This window comes from Nostoc sp. LPT (assembly GCF_017115165.1).
GTDB lineage: Bacteria > Cyanobacteriota > Cyanobacteriia > Cyanobacteriales > Nostocaceae > Nostoc.
Genome location: NZ_JABXKF010000148.1, coordinates 1 through 26,915, shown reverse-complemented (window position 1 = coordinate 26,915; position 26,915 = coordinate 1). Strand labels below are relative to the sequence as shown.

The following is a 26,915-nucleotide window of genomic DNA, read 5'->3' as shown; positions in this document are numbered from 1 at the left end:
GTGTTGAGGTACTTAAAAGTCGTGTTGAGGTACTTAAAAGTCGTGTTGAGGTACTCCAAAATCGTGTTGGAGTACTTCAAACTTTGTCGCACCGCGATCAAGTACACAGGTGCGACGCCGAATAGCCCGCCGTAGGCATCGCTTTCATAAATCTCCACAAACAAACCGATGTCTACGACGGGCTACGCGCTTGACTTTTAAAACAGTCGCTATACAGTTTAAGGTTTTTGGCGTTAACTGAACCCTATTGCTGCATAATCCAATACCCTTGGCTTTGTGAAAAATTGCTTTGTTGGGTTAAGCAAAGCGCAACCCAACAAAGCCTCGGAAATGTTGGGTTTCGTTCCTCAACCCAACCTACACAGTTTAAGGTTTTTGGCATTAACTGAACCCTATTGCTGCATAATCCCTTTGCATTTGCTAAGGATTTCTTGTCGTGAGTTTGTCTTACATCCACTCCTTTCGCGAACTCCCCCGTCCCACAGGCTAAATATTCAACCGAATTAAATATTATCTGTTGCCTCAATCAAAGCACTGCAAATTCCTGGTTCGCTCATCGAATGTCCGGCATCAGGAACCACTATAAATTCCGCTTCTGGCCAAGCGCGATGTAATTCCCAAGCTGATATCATTGGGCAAACTACATCATAGCGTCCCTGAACAATTACAGCCGGAATATGGCGGATGCGGTCTACATTTAAGAGTAATTGATCTTCTGTTTCCAAAAATCCCTTATTCATAAAGTAATGGCATTCAATCCGAGCAAAAGCGGAAGCAAATTCACTCTCGCCAAACTTTTGCATCAGTTCTGGGTCTAAGAAAAGTCTACTGGTACTAGCTTCCCAAATTGACCAAGCACGCGCTGCTGTTAATTGAATTTCTAAATCTGGATCGGTCAAACGTTTGTAATATGCTGCGATCAGATCATCACGTTCATCTATGGGAATTGGTTTGAGATATTCTTCCCAAGCATCAGGAAAAATATAGCTAGCACCCTCTTGGTAGAACCAGCGCAATTCTTTTTGCCTCAGCATGAAGATCCCACGCAGAATTAATCCTGTGCATCGAGAGGGATGGGTTTGACTATAGGCTAATGATAAAGTGCTACCCCAACTACCACCGAAAATCACCCACTTTTCTATACCTAAATGTTGGCGCAGTTTTTCGATATCACTGACTAAATCCCAAGTGGTGTTTTCTCGTAATTCAGCATGGGGAGTACTTTGACCACAACCGCGCTGGTCAAACATGACTAACCGCCATTTTTCTGGGTGGAAATATTGCCGATAAAAAGCTGGACATCCACCACCAGGGCCCCCATGCAGCAAAACGATGGGTTGACCTTGCGGGTTTCCTGACTCTTCAAAATGGATAGTATGAAGGTCGGAAACCTGTAAATTACTTTCTAAGTAAGGCTCGATCGCTGGGTAAAGTTCTCGCATTTTGCATATTTTATCAGTAATGTTGTCATAGCGATCGCTATGTCTTGGTAAAACAACTTCGCTTCTGTAAAATGTGGCTTTTAACCGCCCTTTCATCTAAAAATTGCTTCACTGACATTCTCGACTGAGTACCAAGCGTCCATCAGCAAGTCGATAAAGCCCTTGTGGTTCAACTATTGCATCGCCTTTTTTCCAAGTCTGCGATGTTGGTTCAACATTACGCACTTCACCTGTAGAATAGATTGAAATTAATCCATCCCCCGGACTACTACGTAAAGCACCAGAACCCGTGATGAAGAATGTACCCTTTTGTTTGGAACTGCGAACAATGCAACTATTAGCGATCAGTGCATTGGTGTCGATGATGTTTGGGGGTAATCCGGTGAAGCTGTTTAGAATGTAACTGGTATCGGGTGCGTTAATATTTGTTATACCTGAAACGCCTAATTCAGAACTTGCAGTAATATCGCTTTTTTCGATTGGCTTTGGACGCGCTTCGATACCGAAGATCCCTTGCGAATTGATTTGGACTCTTCCACCGGAACCAGTGTATGCATCGGCGCTGATGTCGCTGTTTTCTTCAGGGCTGGCGACGATAAATTTAGAGTTGATATTGATGTTACCGCCATCACCGCCTGATTTGGCTAACCCCGCAGTTGTAGTGATATTGCTGTTACCACGCAATAGTAATAAATCTCTAGCGATTAAGTTAATATTTCCACCATCACTAGAGTTAGTTACAGCACCAATAGCCCCTTTATTATCTAGTTTTACAGTACCTGAATTAATGTTAATATTCCCAGCAATTCCATCTCCAAAGCTACTAGCAGATAAAGCTGCACCATTAAGAGATAAATCACGGGCTGTAACGTTAATATTGCCGCCTTCACCTTTACCTGTGAATCCTGTATCTATTGCGACTATGCTAAAGATGCCAGTATCCAACTTAGAACCATCGAGAGTTGTCCCCTGAAGAGAGAATTTACCGCCAGCATTAACGGTGACGTTACCTGCATTTCCCTGTCCAATTGTTGCAGCATTGATATTAGAACCATTTGTAAAAGAAATGTCACCAGTAGCATTAATTAGCACATTTCCAGCATCGCCTTTACCAGCAGTAGTAGAATTTAGAGCAGCATCATCGGATAAAGAAAAATTACGCCCCTGAATTTCAATATCTCCACCCTTACCTACTGCATTTAGGTTAAGAATGGAGAATAAAGAACTTTTTCCCGAAATAGAGACATCACCACCTGCTTGAATTGCAATTTTACCAGCACTTCCATCTGTGGCAATAAATGTTGCTATATTACTATTTTTGATTGTTGTGTCACCTAATGTAGTTATTAAAACATTACCCACGTTGCCTTTACCAGCAGACAATGTAAGCAAATCAGCGCCGTCAGATAGCTCAAAACTACGGGCTACAATCTCAATATCACCACTGTTACCTACACCGGTTTCCAACACGCCGCTAGATATTCCGCTACTAAGTCTTTCATTGCGTCCAGAAAATGTCACAGCACCACCTGCTTGAATTTTAATATTCCCGGCATTCCCTTCACCTGATGTACTAGCATTCAGGAAAGAACTATCTGTGAAAGAAACATTCTCTTTTGTATTGATTGAGATATTGCCAGCATTACCTTTACCACCAATATTGCTGTTAAAAACGGCAGATTCTCCGTCTAAAGAAAAAGACTTGGCGAAGATATTAATATTTCCGGCATTACCTACACCTGTTTCGGAAATGCTGTTACTTATACTACTGTTATTGGCAAGAGAAACTGTGTCTGTTGCTTGGATTGAGATATTACCAGCGTTTCCTTTGCCAGAAGTGCTAGCAAAGAAATAAGAGCCATTATCTAAAGAGAGCTTTCCTGTTTGGATATCAATATCTCCACCATTACCTACTAATTCTGAAGTTGCACTACTAAAATATGCTTGATTATTTAAAGATAAAGTATCTTCAACTTTAATCGATATATTACCAGCATTTCCCTGTCCAGAAGTGTAACTATTAATCGCAGCATTATCTAATGATAAGTCTCTAGTTTGAATGTTGATAGTGCCAGCATTACCTCTGGCTTTATCAAGAACAGTAGAACTAATTTGAGTGAAATCAATATTATTAGTATTGCTGAGGGAAATCTTTTCTGCTGCTTGAATAAAAATATTACCTCCATCACCCAGCCCAAAGGTATCAGCACTTATTGTACCTTGGTTGTTTAAGAATAATTCTCTGGTATTAATGTGGATAGTTCCACCTTTACCTACACCATCAAAGCTCACATCACTACTAATATTACTAGGTAATTCTCTTTCTCCTAATTGTTCGGTAAAAATGTTCCCAAAACCTTCTATATTAATAGTTCCACTGGCATTAATGGTGATATTACCTGCGTTACCTTTGCCGTCTGTACCTGTATCAATACTTGCACCATTTGTCAACGACAGCAAGCCAGTTGTGATTTCTATATTTCCCCCATTACCGACACCTCCAGCTATCACATAACTTTTGATACCAGCAATCGAATAGTCAACTATCCCATTTAGCTTAATTGTGTCGCGGGCATTAACAAAGATATTACCTGCATCACCTTTACCAGAAACAGTGGCAGATATTCTCGAACCACCTAATAATGAGAGGGTTGTAGTATTAACCCGGATATTTCCACCTTTACCTACACCATCAGCAAACACGTTGCTGCGAATACTACTACTACTATCAAAAGTAATATCATTAGCATCAATTGTAATATTTCCCCCATCGCCTTTACCAAGGGTACTGCTGCTAATAAATGCCCCATTTGTTGATTGGAGAGAACCTGTTTTTATCTGAATATCTCCAGCTTTCCCTGTACCTTCTGGGTTGACATCATTAGTAATCCGGCTATAAATTCGACCTGGTTCACCGTCATTTAAAGTAGTATCTATAAAACCATCTAAACTGATGGCATCACGAGCATTGATATTGATACTACCAGCATTTCCTTGTCCTAAAGTTTTGGTGTTGAGTTCAGAACCTTGTGCGAGAGAGAGAGAACCTGTTTGAATGTTAATACTACCACCATTACCTACACTCCCTTCTTCCGCAGAACTATAAATATCACTACTATCTGTAAGCGCAATGTTATCTTTAGCTAGGATGGAAACTTTACCAGAATTCCCTTGCCCAAAAGTACTGGCATCTAGAAATGAATCTTTACTTAAATTCAGGGAACCTGTAGTTATATTAATGTCACCTGACGTACCAACAGCGTCTTTTCGCAATGTGTTGGAAATAAAGCTGGCGTTAGTGAGATTTATGGTTCCTGTAGCGTTAATTTCAATATCACCACCTTGACTATTTGGTGTTCCTAGACCTATGTCTCTACCTGCTCTAAGTTTACTTTCTCCTGCCAAATTCACATCACGGGCATGAATTTTGATATTCCCGCCATTCGTACCGCGAACATTAACTTCTGCCGCGTTATTTAGTGAAACATTTGCTCGTTCTACACCATCAGGTACTGTCAAACTGATATTATCACTTGCGATATTTAATCCCACATTTCCTGGTGCAGCCAAACCTGCTAACTCAATATTCCCTTCATAAGTGCGAATACTCCCACCATCAATATTGATATTTCCACCGACAAGCAACAAACTTTTACCATCTGCTACTCTTAAACCTGTGACATCTTCAGCAATCAGATTTTTACCAGCATCTGCTTGCGATTGATTAGTAATTCCTGCATTCGCTTGGATTTGATTAAACAACAACGCCGAAGGATTAATCGTCAATAATGGTGCTGCTTCAGGATTCGTCGCGCTAAAAACCCCCTGATTTCCAAACTGAATTCCGTTCGCTGTTGTGCCCACAAACGAACCCTGCACATCTAAACTGGCATTTTTACCAAATAAAATGCCATTGGGATTTAGCAAAAACAAATTTGCATTACCCGATACTCCCAATTTCCCGAAAATATTTGATGAGTTACCACCAGTAACGCGAGAAAAGATATTGGTTATTCCCTCTGGATTGGCGAAATAAACACCTTGATTCTCACCCACGTTAAAATCTTGAAAACTGTGAAATAGGTTAGAACCACGAGCCGCACCGCCCTCAATGCGGTCATTATTTGTATTAATAGGAATGACTTGCGATCGCTCCTTTCCCAGGCTGTTATCGGGAGTTAACTGAGCAAAAGCAGGATGAATAGAAACTGCGATCGCTCCCACGCATCCCAACCATCCTGTTACAGGAAACCACAAAATTTTCACTATTTCTATTCTCCGTACTCTTTCTATATTCTTTCGCTGGCAATTTTCTGGAGATATTCAATTCGTTGCTGAATCTTTTTTTGATCTACGCGATCACCGATAAGCATTTCGGACTGTGCAAGTTCTTTAACTAAAGTTGCCCCAGTTTGCCCCAGCTTACCATTACCAGTTACTTTTAATGCTTCTTCCAGGGCTTCATACCACAGATCGTTTTCAACATAATAATTTATGGTTTCTGGAATGCTAGTAAATCGGTTTTTAGCAAGTGATTCAGGATTGATAACGGTAAATTCTGCACGTCTAATAATCGTGTCGTCGTTTTCGCAGTCAATTGCAATTTGCCATAAATATGTTTTACCTACTGTGAGTTCGGGGTAATCAACGGGAAGTTTTAGTTTGTTAATCCCGACTGTTGTGGGTATTTCTTTAACTTGCCCAATTTTTTTAACAGTGTTAGCTGAATCAAATTCATACAGTTGGAATCGCGCATTTTGAGAACTTGACATATACCAAGCTAACATTGGACGTTTAGAAGCGGTTTTACCGATAAATGTCTGAGGTGCAAGCTGTGTCAGTGGTATGCCGCTAGCTAAACATCCACGCGAACCACCTGGACGGGTATTTCCACTGGCTGGTTTGCGATCGCGTGGTTTAAACTGAGCAAATGCCGGGACTGCGGTCAGAAGAAAAACCACCCCGACAACCAAGCTTGTAAGTCTGCGCTTATTTTGCCAAAATACGAAATGTTGATGACTCATGGTAAATGCTGTTGATTGTATGGTTATCTAAAACTTTTGCAAAATTCAGAATTCTGGCGACTAATGCCTTTATTCTTTCTTAAAATTCCTTCGTAGGTGTCCAACTAAGTTCGCATATAGTCCCACGTGGAGAAAGGGATTCACGGCGAAACTCTCCTCCTAATTGTTTAGCAAGCATTTTAAAATGTTTTGTGCCTTTATTTTCTAGTTTTGATTTAATGCCCGAACCGTTATCTTTCACAGATAAATTGTATTTATTTGCGCTATAAACACCCGATGCGTGAACGCGCTTAACTCCTTGAGCGTGTTTACCAACATTACATAGAGCTTCTTCCAAAAACAGACATATTTCCCGTTTGTGTTCTATATTTAAATATTTATCATCAATTGGATCAAAATTGCGAATTTTTACTTTTAATGTTTGAAAATGTTCAAAATCTTTACGTTCTAACGTAGTTGAATAAACTTCATATAATAAATCGTGTAGAGGTCGTTTCAACTCAAGTATTAATCCGCTACCTAAACGCAAACTCTCTTCTGTGGTTAATGCTTCGAGTTTGAGAAATTCGCCAATTTCCCGAATTTCGCGATCGAGTTTTTCAAATTGCCCAACCAGTTGTTCGTAGGGGATGTCATTAGCACGCAGATGCTTTAATCCATAAGCAAGAGTTTGCAAAGGGCCATTATGAATCACGGTAAATGTGTGTTGAATTGTGTTTTGACGTTCGTTAATTTGCGATCGCAAGAATTTATCATGTTGGTAAAACGCAAAAGCACTCAAGCCAAGCCCATTTACAGCTAAGATCAGCAAACTAGGTGCTACCGGAATCCATATACCCCACACCCACAGCATCACATACCCGCAGCTAAACAGACTAACTCCCGCTATACCAACACTAAGTAGATTTGTCCAAACAGATTGAGTAAGCCGTCCGATAAAAATCGGCAGAAAACCCCAAAGAAAGATCCATACGTACTCTTCTATATCTCCCCAACTATGCAACATTGGGCGATTATCAATTACATTACTAAGAATTTGACTGATCGCATGAGCGTGATAGTCAATACCATAAATTTGACCGTTTAATTCTAAGTTTGACCATGCGAATGTATAAAAAATATCGCCAGTACTCGTGTTGCGGTTGCCAACTAATATAATGCGATCGCGTAACAATTCTGCATCTACTTTTCCATTTAAAATCTGACGTAGCGAGACAACATGAAAAGGCTTGGAAGTATTGCGGAAGTTCATCAAAATTGACAATCCGCCATCATCAACATTAACGTATCCGCCAAAATTATGGGCGATTCGGGGTAATTCAATCCCCTGAAATCTGATTGTATTCGGGTCATTTTTTCCTGTTTCCAATTTAATTCCTTTAGCCTGGAAGTACTTAATAACTAACCGCAGTGCTAAAGAATATTTATCTTCGTTGATATTTTCAGGATTATTAGGGTCTGTTGTAAATAACAAATAGCGTCGATTTTTGCTATCTTTATCATTAGGTAAATCTACAAATCCAACTCGTTCAGGTGGCAAATTCTGAGGTGGAGAAGTTGCTTCGGGTGGTAATATTTTTTGAATCCCGATAATATTAGTATTCTGCTGTAACACCTGCGCAAGTTCTTTACCACCAGGTTCAACAGGAACATTTTTGAAGATATCCAGCCCAATAGCTGGCGGTTTATAAGTTTCTAGCTTGGTGAGTAACTCTGCAATCTTCTCATCTGGAATGGGATATTGCTTAACCCACTTAATATCCTTTTCATCGATACCTACAATTACTACACGTTCATCAAATTTTTCTACTGGACGCAGACATAACATCCGATCTAAAAGCATCCATTCCCAAGATTGCATTCCTCCAGTTATACGTATCAATATCACCATAAACAGTACCATGATTCCAGGAGGTGCAGCCTGTAACCACAACCCAATTTCTTGGCGAATGCAATTCCAGATTCTCCTGCTCATATCATGTCTAGATAATTAGTTATAATTCTCACAGTCATTGCACCCCCACACGTCATACCAATTTAAAATTCACGCATTCAAAATTTATGCATTAATAAAGCCAGATAGAACAAAGGTATGTCCGTATGTATCTGTCGCATTCTTTTTTCAAATTGGTGTCAGATGCTTCACTTGGTAAGATAAAGGATAGCTTTGGCTTTTTGGGGTTTTTCAAGTTTAATAAGTAATCAAACGGACATAATCTCATCTCGCTTTTTCCCGAATTAAATTTCCCCGGATTAATCAATTAAACCTTCATCACGGGAACGAATTTCAGTTTGAATTCGCATATTCTTACCACTTTGCTTGCAGTCTTCAGGATACACTCCCAATACATCTTGAATCTTCGTCCAGTAAGTGCGTACTGCTCGTTCTGATTTATACATTCGTTCAGTGATCGCTCTATCTGTCAAACTCTCTTCAAAAGCCAACCGTAACACCTCTAACCATTCTGGTTTGAGTTCAATTCCCGTTTTGATATCTTTCGTATGAGTTGCACCATGAAGGGCCAAATTAACCCGCATTAGCATTTTATCTTCGGGTAATCCTTTATCTGCGATCGCAAATCCCGCTTGATGATTATCAATCTCGTGTTTGATCCGAATTAACGCCTTCACATAACTAGTTTGCACCATAAAATTCTGATGGGGATATTCTTGGAGCAAAGTTTGCAGCAGCTTAATTCCGGTATCAATTTCTGCTGTCTCTCCTTGGCGATCGGGAATTGATAAATCCATCACAATCAGGTCAAAGTGTTGATATTGAAGTTGGGAAAGTGTCTCTTTTGCCGTCTGAGCCTTAATAATAGCAGCTTCGGGATACTGTCGACTTAAGACATCGAGCGTACCAGTTAAAATTAATTGGTGGTCATCTACAACAAGAATACCTAGTTTTTTTTCCACTGGTAAATATCCAAAAACTTGATGTTCTTTTAAATTTATTCCTACCATATTTTCGTCCCAATTTAAAGTTTCCTTAAGCTTTCTGAAAATTTCCTTTGTCTTTGACGTTTAGCTTGAGAGTCATATCTTGTGTTTTTTAGCCCTAATACCAATTCTCTAAAATAAGGCAACAGATGTAAGCAGGGATTGCCTTGCTGCATCTAAACAAACTTCTCAACTGCGTTAGCGCAGCGTAAAGCCTTCGGCATGGCTTCGCTTAGAGCGAGTCCGCGTTCGCTTTTAGCGTCTCGTAGAGAGCGTCATTGCGAATTGCGAATTGCGAATTGGTATAACTCATTGAAGTATGCCCTTATTTTAATTGGAGATAAATATTTCAAGCTATACAGAAAAGTGCAAATCTAGAGGTGCGATCTGATTTTGGATTAGGAATCATAACCAATTAGCCCTTATACCAATTCTGTATAATGATGCGCCAAATTATATAAGGAACGAACCGCAAAGGCGCATAGACACGAAGTGGCTTCCCGTTCGCGTAGCATCTTTGAAGCGAAGGGTAGAACACAAAGGAAGAAAGAAAATTTGACGCAGCCTCACAAAGAAATGGTATCACCCTAAATCCCTCTCCCAAGTTTGGGAGAGGGACTCTGAAATTGGCTCCCCTTCTCCCAAAATTGGGAGAAGGGGTTAAAGATTTACGCAAGAGGTTTAATTTTTTCACCTCGGAACTGGTACTTGATTAATTACCGACGCAATTACCGCATCCATTTGTAAACCATCCAGCATCGCTTCTGGTTTCAATATGAGACGATGACGTAGCAACGGTGATGCAACTGCTTTTACATCATCTGGCGTTACAAAATCCCTTCCTGCTAACCATGCTAGGGCTTGAGATGTCTGCAACCAAGCACCGGTAGCGCGGGGTGATGCACCCAAAGTCAAATCAGGATATTGACGCGATATTGTCACCAACGCCAACAAATAATCAACGATCGCTTCTGATACTTTAACTTCTTTGACTGCTTGTCGTGCTTGCAAAATGTCGGCTACTGTTGCGATTGGTTTCAAACGGCTAATATCTAAACGTCGTGCTGCAAAACCCGCCTGACGATTGAGTAACATTTGCTTTTCAGCAGCTTGATCGGGGTAATCTACCACCAGTTTAAATAAAAATCTGTCTAACTGTGCCTCTGGTAAAGGATAAGTCCCCTCAAATTCCAGAGGATTTTGTGTCGCAATTACCCAAAATAAATCTGGTAAAGGCAAACTTTCGCCATCCAGCGTTACCTGCATCTCTTCCATCGCTTCTAGTAGCGCTGCTTGTGTCTTGGGCGGAGTACGGTTGATTTCGTCTGCTAGCAGTACTTCGGTAAATATTGGCCCTTTTTTCAAAGTGAAATTGCGGCTATTCAAGTCAAAAATATTTGTACCAGTAATATCTGAAGGTAAAACATCAGGTGTTAATTGAATCCGGCGAAACTCCCCTTGAATTAACTGCGCCAACACTTTTACTAATAGGGTTTTCCCAGTTCCGGGAACTCCTTCTAAAATTACGTGTCCACCCGCTAGCAGTGCTACTAAAAGTTGCTGTATTAAACTAGATTGTCCGACAATTACTTGATTAAGACCTTGACCAAGCCGAATTAAGATAGGATGTGTTTCACTCATATTTTTTATTGATAAATAACTAACGCAGAAATACTATGCATAATTCCAAAAAATTAATTTTTAATTTTTAATTTTTAATTTCCCTAATGGTTCGCCATTTCCCCAACCAGCTTAACAGGTCTCGTTCACTGATGGGTTGTTTGCGAGATTGTAGCTTTAAAACTGTATCTAGTTCTGCTGCACTTGCGCCTGTTTTTTCCATCCAGAAATCGATCAAGGCTTGACGTTCTAAAAGTACTTGTCCTAATCCCAACGCTTTTTGGAGTTGTAGTTGTTCTTGTTTACCCACCATTTCAACAACAAAGTCTGTGGTATCAGCTTTCTGCAACACCCCAGCTAAAGCTTGGATGTATGCCGAGCTATTATCTACAACTGGTGTATCTAAAGCTACTGGCTTACCAAAGCGGCGATTCTGCGCCCAAACTAGCACTAATAGCAGGATACCTACCTGGATCAATATTGGAAGTAAAGGAGTTTTGGCAAAAAAGCTAGATAAATCTCCTTCGCTTTCTTTCTTCCTGACATCAGCATCTTTATAGCCGTGGATGTATTCATCGACAAAGACTGTGTTACTTTTTTCAGTAACCAAACTAGCTAAATACTTGAAATTACTTAAATAATCTTGGTAGGCGTTGGCAGCTAAATAAGCAGTAGTAGAAAAAATCACCTTTCCTTTTTTGTAATTTTGTTTCCAGACAACAGCACCAAAGCGATCGCCTAAATTAACTTGCTGGGAGTTAGCTTTTTTATATCGTCTACGTGTATCAATTTTAATATCACCTTCAGGAGATTTTTGCATAGTGCTAAACTCCGCTTCTGTAACCCGCGCCTTCGCACCCAAAATTACCAAAGTATTCCCTTTTTCTACCCATTCCCGCTCTTGACTATCCAGTGTCGCCTCTCTGGGATAGCCGCCTACCTGTAGCAAGGTAACTGGGCTGTTTTCTGGCTGAATATCACTAAAAGGCTTTTGCCAGCGCTTAATAGAAATTCCCTGTTGTTGCATAAAAGCGTACCAAGCACCATAGCCATCAGAGTTGCGGTTATAGGTAGAGCCGGCGTTAATTTTAGTATTATTGGGAGCCGCAATCAAACTAAGTAAAACGATCGCAGCTAGTGCGATCGCTCCCATCCAAGCAAGGCGATTTGAACGTTTCATTTTTGACTTTAACTATAATCACTTAGTTTCATTATCATTAGTGTTAATACTTACTTATTTTTCAGGTAAAGTCAAAAATCTAATTAACTTTATCAATACCTTCAGCAATTTACGAGGATCGACCAAGTTCAGCCGAGACAACCACCAAGATTTCTCTTTCATTCGCTCTAACGGATTATGTTCATATTCGTGTCGATATTGGTCGATGTGGAGTGCTTATGTCAATTAAACCAATGGGGTTTATATAAGCAAAGTATCAAATTAGACATATTTGCTGAGGCTGTTTAATTTGAAAAAAAGCGAAGCTAGTGAATTAAGCGATCGCATTTTTACATACCAAGAAAAATAGCGATCGCACCTTGGGCGTTTACCAACGCCTGATTTCGCTTGTGATTCTTATCTAAAGGTTTAAGGAAAAACGGTTATGGCAGAAGAAGCATCAATTAGCCTCATAAAAGATATCAATACCAGTGGAGCTTCCTCAACTCCGCAAAATCTGACGAATGTCAACGGCACGCTGTATTTTATAGCCTATGACAGCAGTGGGGGCTATGAATTGTGGAAGAGTGATGGCACCCAGACTGGTACTGTCCGCGTCAAGGATATTAATACTGGCACGGGTAGCTCTAACCCGAACAATCTAACGAATGTCAACGGCACGCTATACTTCGTTGCCACCGACAGCAGTGGAGACTATGAACTGTGGAAGAGTGATGGCACCCAGGCTGGTACTGTCCGTGTTAAGGATATTAATACTGGCACGGGTAGCTCTAACCCGAACAATCTAACGAATGTCAACGGCACGCTATACTTCGTTGCCACCGACAGCAGTGGAGACTATGAACTGTGGAAGAGTGATGGCACCGAGGCTGGTACTGTCCGTGTTAAGGATATTAATACTGGCACGGGTAGCTCCTCCCCGCAAAATCTGACGAATGTCAACGGCACGCTGTATTTTACAGCCTATGACAGCAGTGGGGACTATGAACTGTGGAAGAGTGATGGCACCGAGGCTGGTACTGTCCGTGTTAAGGATATTAATACTGGCACGGGTAGCTCTTACCCGTACTATCTAACGAATGTCAACGGTATGCTGTATTTTACAGCCTATGACAGCAGTGGGGGCACTGAACTGTGGAAGAGTGATGGCACCCAGGCTGGTACTGTCCGCGTTAAGGATATTAATACTGGCACGGGTAGCTCCTCCCCGCAAAATCTGACGAATGTCAACGGCACGTTGTACTTCAGTGCCACCGACAGTAGTGGAGGCTATGAACTGTGGAAGAGTGATGGCACCCAGGCTGGTACTGTCCGCGTTAAGGATATTAATACTGGCACGGGTAGCTCTTACCCAGAATATCTGACGAATGTCAACGGCACGCTGTATTTTACAGCCTATGACAGCAGTGGGGGCTATGAACTGTGGAAGAGTAATGGCACCGAGGCTGGTACTGTCCGCGTTAAGGATATTAATACTGGCACGGGTAGCTCCTCCCCGCAAAATCTGACGAATGTCAACGGCACGCTGTACTTCAGTGCCTACGACAGCAGTGGGGACAATGAACTGTGGAAGAGTGATGGCACCGAGGCTGGTACTGTCCGCGTTAAGGATATTAATACTGGCACGGGTAGCTCCTCCCCGCAAAATCTGACGAATGTCAACGGCACGCTGTATTTCAGTGCCTACGACAGCAGTGCGGGCACTGAACTGTGGAAGAGTGATGGCACCCAGACTGGTACTGTCCGTGTTAAGGATATTAATACTGCTACAGTCTCCTCTAGCCCGTACAATCTAACGAATGTCAACGGCACGTTGTACTTCAGTGCCACCGACAGCAGTGGGGGCTATGAATTGTGGAAGAGTGATGGCACCCAGACTGGTACTGTCCGCGTTAAGGATATTAATACTGGCACGGGTAGCTCCTCCCCGCAAAATCTAACGAATGTCAACGGCACGTTGTACTTCATTGCCACTGACAGCAGTGGGGACAATGAACTATGGAAGAGTGATGGCACCGAGGCTGGTACTGTCCGCGTCAAGGATATTAATACTGGCACGGGTAGCTCTAACCCAGGATATCTAACGAATGTCAACGGCACGTTGTACTTCAGTGCCACCGACAGCAGTGGGGGCTATGAATTGTGGAAGAGTGATGGCACCCAGACTGGTACTGTCCGCGTCAAGGATATTAATACTGGCACGGGTAGCTCTAACCCGAACAATCTAACGAATGTCAACGGCACGCTATACTTCGTTGCCACCGACAGCAGTGGAGACTATGAACTGTGGAAGAGTGATGGCACCGAGGCTGGTACTGTCCGTGTTAAGGATATTAATACTGGCACGGGTAGCTCTTACCCAGGATATCTGACGAATGTCAACGGCACGCTGTACTTCAGAGCCACCGACAGCAGTGGAGACTATGAACTGTGGAAGAGTGATGGCACCGAGGCTGGTACTGTCCGCGTCAAGGATATTAATACTGGCACGGGTAGCTCCTCCCCGCAAAATCTGACGAATGTCAACGGCACGCTGTACTTCAGTGCCTACGACAGCAGTGGGGACAATGAACTGTGGAAGAGTGATGGCACCGAGGCTGGTACTGTCCGTGTTAAGGATATTAATACTGGCACGGGTAGCTCTTACCCAGAATATCTGACGAATGTCAACGGTACGCTGTACTTCGTTGCCACCGACAGCAATGGAGACAAAGAACTGTGGAAGAGCGATGGCACCCAGGCTGGTACTGTCCGCGTTAAGGATATTAATACTGGCACGGGTAGCTCTTACCCAGAATATCTGACGAATGTCAACGGTATGCTGTACTTCAGTGCCACCGACAGCAGTGGGGGTCGGGAACTGTGGAAAAGTGATGGTACCGAGGCTGGTACTGTCCGCGTTAAGGATATCTACCCTGGCTTATCTGGCTCTAATCCTAACAACCTAACTTACGCTAATGGCAAACTCTACTTTTTTGCTGACAACGGTAACACTGGGCAAGAACTTTTTCAACTTGACCTGAACAGTACTCCCACTGACCTGAGCTTGAGTGCCACTAGTGTTAACGAGAATGTTTCTGCCAACGCAGTAATTGGCAACTTTAGCACTGTTGATCCCGATGCAAACAACACCCACAGCTACACCCTAGTTTCAGGTACAGGCAGCACTGATAACAGCGCCTTTACGATTGTGGGTAACGAGTTACGGATTAACAGCTCACCGGACTACGAAACCAAATTTTCTTACAATATCCGAGTTCGTACCACTGACCAAGGGGGACTAAGCTATGAACAAGTACTAACTATAAACGTCAATAATCTTAATGATGCTCCGCTACTGGTCAACAACAGCAGCATTGCAGTTGACCAAAACAGTATAGTGACAGTTACCAGCGCTATGCTGCTAGTCACCGACCAGGATAACACCGCAGGGCAACTAATGTATACCCTGACATCCCTGCCAACTAACGGGACACTACGGTTGAACAGTAATGCTTTAACAGTTAACAGGACTTTTACCCAAGATGACATCAACAACAACCGCGTCACGTATAGCCAAAATGGAAGTAGTACTACCAGTGATAGTTTTGGATTCACCGTATCAGATAGCGTACTACCGACAACGACTCGTGTTTCAGTAAATTCAAGTGGCAATCAGAGTAATAGTAACTCTATCAACCCGACTATCTCTATTGATGGACGCTATGTGCTGTTTTCTTCGACTGCTGACAACCTAGTGAGTGGGGATACTAACAACAGTAGCGACATCTTCATACATGACTTGGTTACAGGAACAACTACTCTGATTTCGGTATCCTCAAATGGTAATCAAGGCAATGGTTCTTCCTACAACCCTAGTATCTCTACTAATGGGCGCTATGTGCTGTTTTCTTCGACTGCTGACAACTTAGCAAGCGGAGACCGTAAGGATGGATCTGAAGACATCTTCGTGCGTGACTTGGTTATAGGAACAACCACTATGGTTTCAGTATCCTCAAGCGGTGAGAAAGCTGATCTCTTTTCTTTCAACCCTAGTATATCTGCTGATGGACGGTACGTAGTATTTCAATCTTATGGCAGCAACTTGGTGAGTGGAGATAACAATGGCAACTATGACATATTTGTGCGCGATTTAGGTACAGGAACTACGACCTTAGTTTCAGCCTCTTCAAGTGGTGAGCAAGGTAATAATGTCTCCTACAACCCTACTATCTCTGCTAATGGGCGTTATGTGGTGTTTTCTTCTGCTGCTAGTAACTTAGTAACTGGAGATACTAACGGCTTTGAGGAAATATTTGTCCGCGACCTAATTACAGGAACCACCAACCGAGTTGCAGTATCTACTAATGGCACTCCAGGCAGTTTTCCGTCCAATAACCCTGCCATCTCTGGTGATGGTCGCTATGTCGTTTTTTCCTCTCTTGCTAGTAACCTAGTAACTGGAGATACTAATGGCACACGTGACATCTTTGTACGCGACTTAGTGATGGGAACCACTGCACTGGTTTCGGTATCTTCAAGTGGTAGCCAGGGCAATAATGGCTCAGAGTTTCCTACCATTTCTGCTGACGGTCGCTATGTGGGGTTTCGCTCTGCCGCCAGCAACTTGGTTAGTGGAGATACTAACGGTAGTAATGACTTCTTTGTGCGCGATTTGGTTGCAGGAACAACCACCCTAGTTTCTCTATCAACAAGCGGCAATCAAGGTAATAACTCCGAATCACCTAGCTTCTCTCCCCAAGGAGGAGAATTTCCTGTTATTTCTGCTGACGGGCGCTATGTAGTATTTCATTCCTCTGCCAGCAACTTGGTTAGCGGAGATACCAATGGCTATACTGATATATTTGTGCATGATTTAGGTGTAAGTGGTAATACTCTCAGTAGCAATAGTACCATTGCCATTTCTCTCGTTAACAATGCCCCAATAGTAGCGAATACCATTGCTGACCAAACAGCGACACAAGACACCGCCTTCAGCTTCGCTCTACCAGCAAACACCTTTGCTGATGTGGATGCCGGAAATAGCCTCATCTACACCGCTACTTTGGAAAATGGTAACTCACTTCCGAGTTGGTTGACCTTCAACGGCACCACCTTCAGTGGTACTCCCACAAATGATAACGTTGGTAGCCTCAATATCAAAGTTACCGCCAGTGATGGAACAGCAACTGTCAGCGATGTTTTTGCATTGACAGTAGCTAATACCAATGATGCCCCAGTCGTTACCAACCTCATTGTTGACCAAACAGCGACAGAAGACACCGCCTTCAGCTTCGCTCTACCAGCAAACACCTTGGCTGATGTAGATGCGGGAGATAACCTCGTCTACACCGCCACTTTGGAAAATGGTAACTCACTTCCTGTTTGGTTAAGCTTCAATGGCATCACCTTCAGTGGTACTCCAACTAATAACAACGTTGGTAGCCTCAACATCAAAGTTACCGCCAGTGATGGAACAGCAACTGTCAGCGATATTTTTGCATTGACAGTGGCTAATACCAATGATGCCCCAACAGTGGCAAATACTATTGCTGACCAAATTGCTACAGAAAACACCGCTTTCAGTTTCGCTCTACCAGCAAACACCTTCGTTGATGTCGATGCGGGAGATAACCTCGTTTACACCGCCACTTTGGAAAATGGTAATCCACTTCCTGTTTGGTTGACCTTCAATGGCACGACCTTCAGTGGTACTCCTACAAATAATAACGTTGGTAGCCTCAACATCAAAGTTACTGCCAGTGATGGAACGGCAACAGTCAGCGATATTTTTGCATTGACAGTGGTTAATACCATTAATCAAATCCCTAATGTGATTAATGGCACAACAGTAGCAGACAACCTGACTGGTACTGTAAAAAAGGATATTATCTCAGGATTGCTGGGCAATGACACCCTCCAAGGATTAGGTGATAACGACACCCTTGATGGCGGCGATGGAAATGATTTCTTAGATGGTGGTGGAAAAGATGACAGTCTCATTGGTGGTAAAGGCAATGACACTTATACTGTGGACAGCATTGGCGATACGATTATTGAATCTGCCAGTGCAGGCACAGATTTAGTCAAGTCTTCGGTTAATTGGGTGTTAGCAGCTAATCTAGAAAACTTGACCCTGATTGGAACCGAGGCAATCAATGGTACTGGTAACAGTCTTAATAACATCTTAATTGGGAATACTGCCGCTAACACTTTGAGTGGAGATAATGGCAATGATAGCCTAATTGGTGATTCCGGCAATGACACCTTGTTGGGAGGTTCCGGCAATGACACCTTAGATGGAGGTGCAGGAACTGACAGTCTAAATGGTGGAATCGGCAATGACACTTACATCGTAGACAACCTTAGCGATACGATTACTGAAGGTATAAATGCAGGCACAGATTTAGTTAAGTCTTCGGTGGATTGGGTATTGGCAGCTAATCTGGAAAACTTGACTCTGACTGAAAGCTCGGCAATCAATGGTACTGGTAATAGCCTTAATAACATTTTAATTGGGAATACTGCCGCTAACATTTTGAATGGAGTTGATGGCAATGATAGCCTAATTGGTGGTGCAGGCAATGATAGCCTAATTGGTGGTGCAGGCGATGACACCTTGGATGGAGGTGTAGGAATTGAGAGTTTCGATGGTGGAGTCGGCAATGACATTTACATCGTAGATAACCTCAGCGATAGTGTTACTGAAGGCTTAAATGCAGGTACAGATTTAGTTAAGTCTTCGGTGAATTGGGTATTGGCAGCTAATCTGGAAAACTTGACCCTGACTGGAAGTTTGGCAATCAATGGTACTGGCAACAGTCTCAATAACATGATCACGGGAAATACTGGCGCTAACGTCTTGAAAGGAGAAGATGGTAGCGATAATCTGATTGGCAGTTCCGGCAATGATACCTTGTTCGGTGGTTTCGGTGACGATATCTTGGATGGAGGTGCGGGAATTGATAGTTTCGACGGTGGAGTTGGCAATGACACTTACACCGTAGACAACCTCAGCGATACGATTACTGAAAGCATAAATGCAGGCATAGATTTAGTTAAGTCTTCGGTGAGTTGGGTGTTGGGAAATAACCTAGAGAACTTGATTCTGGCTGGAAGTTCGGCAATCAATGGTACTGGTAATAGTCTCAATAACATCCTGACGGGAAATACTGGTGCTAACGTCTTGAATGGAGTTGATGGTAGCGATAATCTAATTGGCGGTTCCGGCAATGACACCTTGTTCGGTGGTACAGGTGATGATTTACTAGCTGGTGGAATTGGTCGAGATGTGCTGACTGGTGGAACTGGGCGAGATAGCTTCAACCTGGTTAGTAGCCGCACTGGAGGCTATGATACTATTACTGATTTTACTGTTGGAGATGATACTATCTTCCTTTCTAAAGCAGAATTTGGACTGGGCCAATCTCAGAATACTACACTCGATTCCAACTTATTCCGACTTGGTACCAATGCGACAACCGCAGGCGATCGCTTTATCTACAATCAAGCTACGGGGAACCTATTCTTTGATAAAGATGGGGTTGGTAGTGCTGCACAAGTTCAGATCGCCCAGTTATCGAATCAGGCGCTGCTTACTAGTGCAAATATTACTGTGATTGCCTAATGAAAGCTAACTAAGTAAAACCCTCGCGATCGCTGACACATTGCCAAGGGCAAAGGAAATTATCATTCTCGTTGACAGAAAGGTTAAACTAGTTGTCGTTTCCATGCTGAACATTGAAACGATAACGAAAATAAAAAATCTACCTAAGCTCTCTTCCACGCAGCTTTAACGGGGATATTATGGCTATTTTACCGCACATAATATCACTCAAATTGCACAAGCGATCGCGGACATCCAAGCAAGGCGATTTGGACGTTTCATTTTCGACTTTCACTATAACTACTTCGTTTCAGTATCATAAGTGTTAATACTTACTTATTTTTCAGCTAAAGTAAAAAATATAATTAATTTTCTTAAATTCCCTATTAAAACATCTGTGGTAACAAACCATACAATATGCACATTACAATCCTAACGATTGGTTCACGTGGCGACGTTCAGCCTTACCTGGGTTGGCGGTGGGCTTGCAAAGCGCTGGACAAAGGGCAATACGCTTGGGTTAAGCATTTCTTTCTTCTCTCGGTGTCGCGCCAGTTGCTTCTCCCTTGGCGTTAGCCTCTGCCTTTGGGAGAAGGGGAGACGCTACGCGTAGCTTGCTTCTCCGTAGGAGTACAAGTCGGGGAACCGCAAGGGCGCACTGGCTTCTCTGCGCCTGGAGTGGTTCGTTAAAAAAATTGACTTTGACAAAGGATTTTAGCCTCGATTTTACAACTTTGGAGTCAAGTAGCTCATCCAAATGGATGAACACTAAATCTACCTATTAGGCGATCCAAGTGCAGAAGGTTTCGGCTTATATATAAATTAAGAAAACTGTATTACTAGAGAATACTAATTGTACCAAGCTCTAGTTGAGGAGAACTCTATGAAAGCTACAAACTTAATAAATTTTGCAAATATTGTACCTGGAATTGCTACCACTAAAACAGTCGATAATAACTACATTGCTGCACCAACAAACACAGCAAATGACGCCGATCCAATCCATAGCCATTATCAGGATGTCAATTACCGCAACTACTTTGATACTGCTTGTCTTGCTTATCACATTATGGGATTTGGCAAATTTTAGCGATGAGGTTAAAGTCCTCTCTTATGATATTAACTCTTATTTGGAAGTTACAAAAAACCCCACCCCTTAAATAGGGTGGGGTTTTTAGTGACTAAGGCTATTTAACCGCACATAATATCACTCAAATTGCATAAGCGATCGCGGACATCCAAGCAAGGCGATTTGGACGTTTCATTTTCGACTTTCATTGCCTTTGAATATTACTCAGGTAAAGTCAAAATGGCTAGAGATGTAGACAATAGCATCTTCTCGTAATCCAAAAAATAATCGGTTGCGGCTAACTGAGTCAACTTTGATCGTAGGATAGAAAATCCCAACACCAGGCAAACGTACAAGGTTTTCGGTGTAGTGATATTGGCCATTCATATCATGTCCGGCTGATTAGTTATGATTCTTGCATCTGTGCAAAAATCTGAAAACTCTTTCTCCCCCAGCAAGAACTGCCTCCCCTGCTCCCCCTGCTCAAGAACAGCTTACCTAAACGATTGATTATTTTTTTATTTGGAAGTCCCATACCTGGGTAACATACTTAGAAATAAATTACTAACCACAATAAGCCAGACTGCTTAATCCAGGAGTATTTACTAAGTCAGTGTTGACCATCCAACCATTACCAGATAATTCTCCAGGGAAACTTCTGGAAAGGTCGATTTCTACCCAAATGTAATTTTCAGATTTGTATGACTTAACGATATTACCTGTAACCAAGTTCACAAACACAATTGTGTTTGGATAAAGTGTTGTAATAAAAGGTTCTTTTGTACTTGGTTGGCGACGTATAGTTTCCTGTCGTACAATTTGCCGACATACACTGCCAATAGTAGGTTTATTCCAGATGTTTTGAGCGTTGTTATTCGTCTGACAAAATTTCAGCACAGCAGTTTGAATAAACCCGGAAGTTGGAGATTTAATTCGGACAAATCTATCTCCGCTAACTGGTATATATGCTAAAGTAATCCTTGTTTTTGCCGACAATATTTTGATAGCGTGGGATGATGTTGAAGGTTCTTTGAAAATGGGAGTATTTACTTTAGTTGCACGACAATTCGACTGTGAAGAATTAAAGGGAGTCTGTGTAATTTGAGCAAATACAGGTACGCTCAGAGCAAATGTAGCAATATTTACTAGAGTAAAAATATACAATAACTTCTGAAATTCCACGTTTTTTCCTCAATCTCACTCACGAAAGACTATACATTAGATTCGGAACTTATAAACTCTGATGTGAAAAGAGCTACAAAAATTATTTTTAATTATTAGAATATCATATAATGACTTATTACTACTAATTACCAACTACGCGCAATCTCTTAATTATGAATCAATCCAATAATAGTGGAATAATTGAACAGTTCGTTAATACAGTGATGGGGGTAAAACCTGGGAATAAACAACAGTCTCTAAACAAATCAATAGCTACTACACAAGAACTAGATGTCAGAGCAGCTTTAGTTTATACGCTAGGGACTACCCTACAAATATTAGTGATGATTCTCGTGTTGCTAGGAATGGAAAAATTAGTATTGATCATTGATAATAATTCTTCTTTTCCCAGTTGGTTTAGCACTTTATGGACTGGATTATTTTTTGCTCTATTAAGTATCCGTTCTCGAATTTTTTCTCTTTTAGATAATACCCGTTCTCGTCAGACCTATGACCAGGTAATCAGACCAAGATGGTCTCCTCCACCTTTAGTATTTCCGATAGTTTGGATGATAATTGCTGTTTTGCGGGTAATTTCTTCTGTATTGGTTTGGCAGCAAATGAATCACCAGTTTTTAGTGTTGCCTTTAATTTTGTTTGTGGTACATTTGGCTTTAGGGGATACTTGGAATACGATTTTTACTGTAGAACGGAGATTAGGTGCTGCTGTACCTGTAGTTATTTTAGGCCCTTGGTTATCTGCTGTAGTGGTGACGGCAATTTATTGGCAAACTAATCCTATAGCAGGAATGACTTTATCATTTTCTTGTGTGTGGTTAACTGTAGCTGTTGTATTGGTATTTAGAATTTGGCAATTAAATGGATCTGAGCCATTGTATCCTTTAAAACTAACACCTGTGGATCAATAAATAAATACCCAAAATTCACCTTGACATGAAAGCTAGGAAAAATATCTTTTGACTTTTGATTACCGCATTCAATATACATAAAAAACGGTAGAGCAGTTAACAATCTACCGTTTTTTAAACTCTTTAAGGGAGTTAGCTTCTAAACCAATTTTATCTAAATCTTTTTTCTTAATCATAATGACAAGCATCGCCAAGTTCTAAATAGTGCCGAAAGTAACACCTTGTTGTTTGAGCCACTTTCGGTATGCTATAGAATAGCGATCGCTCGCTAAATGTACTTCTGCTTGCAAATCCAAAGGTAAGCGTCGGGGTTGCTGGGACTCGACAATGGCAATATCTTGACTAGCAACTTGATTTTGAATATCTAGATAGACTTCCACTTTTACTTCACGGGCACTGTTTACCATTAACCAATATTGCGCCACGCACTCATCTTCATCGACTGGTGTAATTGTATAGAAGATATTTAAACGACGATCTCCAGGCCCAAGTTTAAAGTATGCCACTAGCGGACGGAAAATGCGGTAATCGTAAGTGTTGAAAATCAGCGGTGCAGAAAGAGGATTACCGGAATTAAAATCTAGTTCCCACAAACCACATTTGAAACTAATCCCATCTGGAAGAGACTCTAATTCATAGTGCGTCAACTCAGGATGACTGGCGTGGGCAAATAATCCCGAATGCATAATTGGGAAGTGTGCCGGATCGATGAAATTTTCTAGCACCCGCAAAGGGCTAGAGTGATAGTAGTAAGGGCCACAGAAAATCTTTTGATAGACCGGATCGTACCACTCAGAAAACGGAGCTATGTCTTGTTTTGGTGTCCCTAAACAAACCCAGAGCAGATCGTAACGCTCTTGAACTTGGTAAGTTTTAACACAAGCTTGGGCAGGGGGCGATTGGTCGGGATTAGCCGGAACTAGTACACATTTTCCCTCGCTATTAAAGGCTAAACCGTGGTAAGGACAAACAAGAGTTTCTTTATTGACATATCCTAGAGAAAGACGAGCACCACGATGAGGGCAAACGTCTTGCCAAGCTAAAACTTTGTCGCCATTATGCCAAAGCACTATATTTGAGCCTAATAAGCGCTTGTGCAGGACTGTTCCAGGTTGGAGGTCTTGCGATCGCGCTATTACATGCCAATCATTCAGCAAAATCTGGTCTTGCACCATGAGTATCGACACCCGTCAGGTCAAATACCTATATCTTAATCATCCTGTGGAAAAACTATCAAAGCACTTTTAGGATTTGTTAACAGACAAATCAGCAATCTCTACCTATGCAAAAACTGAAAGTGGTGGGAAATTCAGGTTAATGCATAAGTCCTAAAAGATATGCCAACCGAGGATTAGCTCGGAAAAACTTAGGCGATCGCAAGATATGATCGCAGATTTACAAAGAAATTTTTATTCTACTTAAGAAATAAATTGTGTATTACTTTAGGTTTATTGCTGTTAATATTGGCAGCAACAGGTGCAAGTTGGTATTATGCCATCATTGTTAATTTGGAAGAGGTTGCGATCGCCTCTGAAGTTAGCAAAGTCTATTTACCAGAGGGAAGCTTTAGTTCAATGCCTAATTTGCTCCCTATTTCCATAACATTTAAGTTGAATTTGGTTAATGTTGACATAGGTCTCTATTTTATTGCCTTTTCGACTTCTTCGCAAATTTTCACCCAAGCTTGGTTAGGTTCTGGCTTATTTAGAGTGTCGAGGGGTTTATTTGGAGGGTGAGCAGCTTGGTATTTTTCGATGTCGGTTATTTTGTATGAGCTTGCACTAATTGGAATCCAGATAATGGTTAATCCCTTTTGTTCGGCTGCGTTGAGTAAGGGAGGGAGCTCATGTTTGTGGATGAAATCAGAGCCTATAAAGTCAGGGCTGACTAGCAGGATAGCAACCTTAGCCGTGGCTAATGCTTCTTCAATCTCGGCTTTCCATTTTGCGCCAGGTTTGATTTTGGTGTCATCCCAAACGATGAAATCTTCTGCACGACGAATATAGGGTTTTAGTTGTATTAGCAGTTCTGCTAAGTATTCTGCATCTTGATGACTGTAGCTAATAAATATTTGGTTTCTAATGCTTTCTGACATAATTGGTTCCTTAATGGGGGCTGGTTCAATAATTCCTTTGTCTATTTGTTGTCTTTGTCGAGTTCTTATATCTTCATATCCATCAAGTAGTTGACGCAAATCGAGGTCTAATTTTAGTTTGCCGATAGGGACTGTGCTTTTACCCATCGCTTCGAGTCCGAGGAGTTCTTGGTAGTCGAGGGGTGGATGGTTGCGATGGTTGGGGACGGGAACCCATTCGGTGATTTCGAGATTGGGAAGACTTTTGTGGATTTTTTGGAAGACATCACGGAGAATACCGAGAAATAAGCGGCGGGTTTCTTTACGTCCGCTAATGGTGATGAAGATTTTTTTGTCTTCGGGATCGGCTTTGATCCGAGCGATGTTGTAGATTTCGTTGTTTTCTTGATATTGCAGCATTACGCCACTGCGCCAATAGATTTGGTTATGAATTTTTTCGTGGCTGATGACGATGAAGCGGGAGATAATGCTTTTGGGGAGAACTTTGTAATGGTATTGAAATTCCAAGGTTTCGCTGTGGAGTTCTGTTTCATCTGGTTGATCTTTAGGCAAAAGTCCCGCAATCAGAAATTGTGGTGGGTGACATTCTAGTGCAAAGCAAAGCTCAAATTCTTTCATCAGCCCGATCAAATAGTTATGGCGCTTGGTGGGGTATCGCTGTGGATTGAGGATGCGGATGAGATCGTCGGGGGTGAAAATGCCTTTGGTTTTAGTTTTGAGGGTTTCATCGCTTAGGAGCGCGTAAATGCCTTCTGTCACCCAGTTGGGTTTGAGGACGTTAGTATCTTTGAGGATGGGATGATCGCGGAAGTTGAGAACTAAGCCGAGTCGATGGAGGAGATCGATGAGTTGCTCTTGGTTTTGTTCTTCGGGAATTTTATTTTGGTGACAGATGCCGAGGTAGTGGTTGTAGGTGATAAAATCTTCAGTCATGGATTCGAGTTTTTGTTTAACTTCAAACCATGTCAGGGGTAAAAGGTCGTAGACTTCTTTGAGCTTGGCGATTTGCTGCAAAATTGCGGTGCGAAGTTCATCAATGCCGATATTGTCTTGGCAGGAGGTTTCGATAATCGCTTGGATGTTAGGATATTTTTCGCGTAATGCTTTGCGGTTGATGTCGAGGGGTTGTTCGTCTTTTTTGTTGCCAACGATAATCACGGGGGACTGTCCGCCGAAGCTTTCGATTAGTTTCAGCCAATATTCGATGCGGTTTTCTTCTTCGCTGGTGCGACAATTACAAACGAGGAGATAGAGGCTGCGCTTAGTCAGAAAAAACTGATGGGTGGCATGATAAATTTCCTGTCCGCCAAAGTCCCAAACATTGAGGCGGATGTCTTTACTATTGACCTGCACGTTCCAAGTTTCTACATTGAGTCCGTCGGTTTGGGATTGATTTTTGTCATATTTATTGCGAATTAGTCGCTCGATCAGGGATGTTTTGCCGACGCTGCCTTGTCCGATGAGCAAGAGTTTGGCTTCGTTGAGTGGACGCACTTCACCGCTACGGAGTAATTGCAAGTAATTAAAAATCTTTTTAACTGAACCAACACGATCAAAAGATCCTAAAATCTCTGGTGAAATAGGAAGCGGATTTCCCCGTAAATCTAGTGTTTCCAATTCCGGCAAACTTTCGATCGCCTCTGGAATCTGGGTTATTTGGTTGTTATAGAGGTCAAGCTGCGTCAGATTGGTTAAATTAGCGATCGCCTCTGGAATCTGGGTTATTTGGTTGTTATAGAGGTGAAGCTGCGTCAGATTGGTTAATTTAGCGATCGCCTCTGGAATCTGGGTTATTTGGTTGCGATTGAGGATAAGCTGCGTCAGATTGGTTAAATTAGCGATCGCCTCTGGAATCTGGGTTATTTGG

At 42.0% G+C, this 26,915-nt stretch carries 14 protein-coding genes; 3 read left to right on the top strand and 11 right to left on the bottom strand.

What is annotated here, in order from left to right; translation table 11 throughout:
• Positions 1–503: 503 nt before the first annotated feature.
• The 7 genes from pip to HWQ58_RS28785 form a co-directional block, all read right to left on the bottom strand.
• Entirely contained in the window at positions 504–1,442 is a 939-nt protein-coding gene (gene pip / locus HWQ58_RS28815) for a prolyl aminopeptidase (RefSeq protein WP_292870741.1), read from the bottom strand.
• 108 nt (positions 1,443–1,550) lie between these two features.
• On the bottom strand, positions 1,551–5,708 hold the full coding sequence (locus tag HWQ58_RS28810; protein WP_292870738.1) for a filamentous hemagglutinin N-terminal domain-containing protein: 4,158 nt from the start codon (positions 5,706–5,708) through the stop codon (positions 1,551–1,553).
• A 23-nt stretch (positions 5,709–5,731) separates the two neighbouring features.
• The gene (locus HWQ58_RS28805) at positions 5,732–6,466 is read right to left on the bottom strand and encodes a DUF928 domain-containing protein (RefSeq protein ID WP_292870735.1); all 735 of its coding nucleotides are present in this window, start codon (positions 6,464–6,466) and stop codon (positions 5,732–5,734) included.
• Between the two features lie 79 nt (positions 6,467–6,545).
• The gene (locus HWQ58_RS28800; RefSeq protein WP_292870732.1) at positions 6,546–8,441 is read right to left on the bottom strand and encodes a CHASE2 domain-containing protein; all 1,896 of its coding nucleotides are present in this window, start codon (positions 8,439–8,441) and stop codon (positions 6,546–6,548) included.
• 278 nt (positions 8,442–8,719) lie between these two features.
• Positions 8,720–9,430, bottom strand: a complete 711-nt coding sequence (locus tag HWQ58_RS28795) for a response regulator transcription factor (protein ID WP_292870729.1) — start codon at positions 9,428–9,430, stop codon at positions 8,720–8,722.
• Between the two features lie 666 nt (positions 9,431–10,096).
• Entirely contained in the window at positions 10,097–11,047 is a 951-nt protein-coding gene (locus HWQ58_RS28790) for a MoxR family ATPase (protein ID WP_292870726.1), read from the bottom strand.
• Positions 11,048–11,114: 67 nt separating this feature from the next.
• Entirely contained in the window at positions 11,115–12,206 is a 1,092-nt protein-coding gene (locus HWQ58_RS28785; RefSeq protein WP_292870723.1) for a DUF4350 domain-containing protein, read from the bottom strand.
• Positions 12,207–12,630: 424 nt separating this feature from the next.
• On the opposite strand from HWQ58_RS28785, the gene HWQ58_RS28780 reads away from it, so the two are divergent.
• Entirely contained in the window at positions 12,631–19,812 is a 7,182-nt protein-coding gene (locus HWQ58_RS28780; protein WP_292870720.1) for an ELWxxDGT repeat protein, read from the top strand.
• Positions 19,813–20,674: 862 nt separating this feature from the next.
• On the top strand, positions 20,675–20,881 hold the full coding sequence (locus tag HWQ58_RS28775; protein WP_292870717.1) for a hypothetical protein: 207 nt from the start codon (positions 20,675–20,677) through the stop codon (positions 20,879–20,881).
• A 204-nt stretch (positions 20,882–21,085) separates the two neighbouring features.
• Here the strand turns inward: HWQ58_RS28775 and HWQ58_RS28770 are convergent, their stop codons facing one another.
• Positions 21,086–21,247, bottom strand: coding sequence for a hypothetical protein (locus HWQ58_RS28770; protein ID WP_292870714.1), 162 nt, complete (start codon positions 21,245–21,247; stop codon positions 21,086–21,088).
• A gap of 177 nt (positions 21,248–21,424) precedes the next feature.
• Positions 21,425–22,042: a hypothetical protein gene (locus HWQ58_RS28765; protein WP_292870711.1), complete on the bottom strand. Its 618-nt coding sequence runs from the start codon at positions 22,040–22,042 to the stop codon at positions 21,425–21,427.
• A 155-nt stretch (positions 22,043–22,197) separates the two neighbouring features.
• On the opposite strand from HWQ58_RS28765, the gene HWQ58_RS28760 reads away from it, so the two are divergent.
• On the top strand, positions 22,198–22,953 hold the full coding sequence (locus tag HWQ58_RS28760) for a TspO/MBR family protein (RefSeq protein ID WP_292870708.1): 756 nt from the start codon (positions 22,198–22,200) through the stop codon (positions 22,951–22,953).
• Positions 22,954–23,150: 197 nt separating this feature from the next.
• On the opposite strand, the gene HWQ58_RS28755 is transcribed toward HWQ58_RS28760, so the two are convergent.
• Together HWQ58_RS28755 and HWQ58_RS28750 are read right to left on the bottom strand one after the other, a co-directional pair.
• Complete coding sequence (locus tag HWQ58_RS28755) at positions 23,151–24,128, bottom strand: aromatic ring-hydroxylating dioxygenase subunit alpha (RefSeq protein WP_292870705.1); 978 nt, start codon at positions 24,126–24,128, stop codon at positions 23,151–23,153.
• A 464-nt stretch (positions 24,129–24,592) separates the two neighbouring features.
• Positions 24,593–26,915: COR domain-containing protein (locus HWQ58_RS28750; protein ID WP_292870702.1), on the bottom strand; the 2,323-nt coding region annotated here is incomplete at its 5' end.

What these genes read in the sequence shown, in the direction of transcription:
- HWQ58_RS28755 (WP_292870705.1), bottom strand. Translation starts at nt 24,128, where the DNA reads ATGGTGCAAGACCAGATTTTGCTGAATGATTGGCATGTAATAGCGCGA.
- HWQ58_RS28800 (WP_292870732.1), bottom strand. Translation starts at nt 8,441, where the DNA reads ATGAGCAGGAGAATCTGGAATTGCATTCGCCAAGAAATTGGGTTGTGG.
- HWQ58_RS28760 (WP_292870708.1), top strand. Translation starts at nt 22,198, where the DNA reads ATGAATCAATCCAATAATAGTGGAATAATTGAACAGTTCGTTAATACA.
- HWQ58_RS28785 (WP_292870723.1), bottom strand. Translation starts at nt 12,206, where the DNA reads ATGAAACGTTCAAATCGCCTTGCTTGGATGGGAGCGATCGCACTAGCT.
- HWQ58_RS28805 (WP_292870735.1), bottom strand. Translation starts at nt 6,466, where the DNA reads ATGAGTCATCAACATTTCGTATTTTGGCAAAATAAGCGCAGACTTACA.
- HWQ58_RS28790 (WP_292870726.1), bottom strand. Translation starts at nt 11,047, where the DNA reads ATGAGTGAAACACATCCTATCTTAATTCGGCTTGGTCAAGGTCTTAAT.
- pip (WP_292870741.1), bottom strand. Translation starts at nt 1,442, where the DNA reads ATGCGAGAACTTTACCCAGCGATCGAGCCTTACTTAGAAAGTAATTTA.
- HWQ58_RS28795 (WP_292870729.1), bottom strand. Translation starts at nt 9,430, where the DNA reads ATGGTAGGAATAAATTTAAAAGAACATCAAGTTTTTGGATATTTACCA.
- HWQ58_RS28780 (WP_292870720.1), top strand. Translation starts at nt 12,631, where the DNA reads ATGGCAGAAGAAGCATCAATTAGCCTCATAAAAGATATCAATACCAGT.
- HWQ58_RS28770 (WP_292870714.1), bottom strand. Translation starts at nt 21,247, where the DNA reads ATGAATGGCCAATATCACTACACCGAAAACCTTGTACGTTTGCCTGGT.
- HWQ58_RS28775 (WP_292870717.1), top strand. Translation starts at nt 20,675, where the DNA reads ATGAAAGCTACAAACTTAATAAATTTTGCAAATATTGTACCTGGAATT.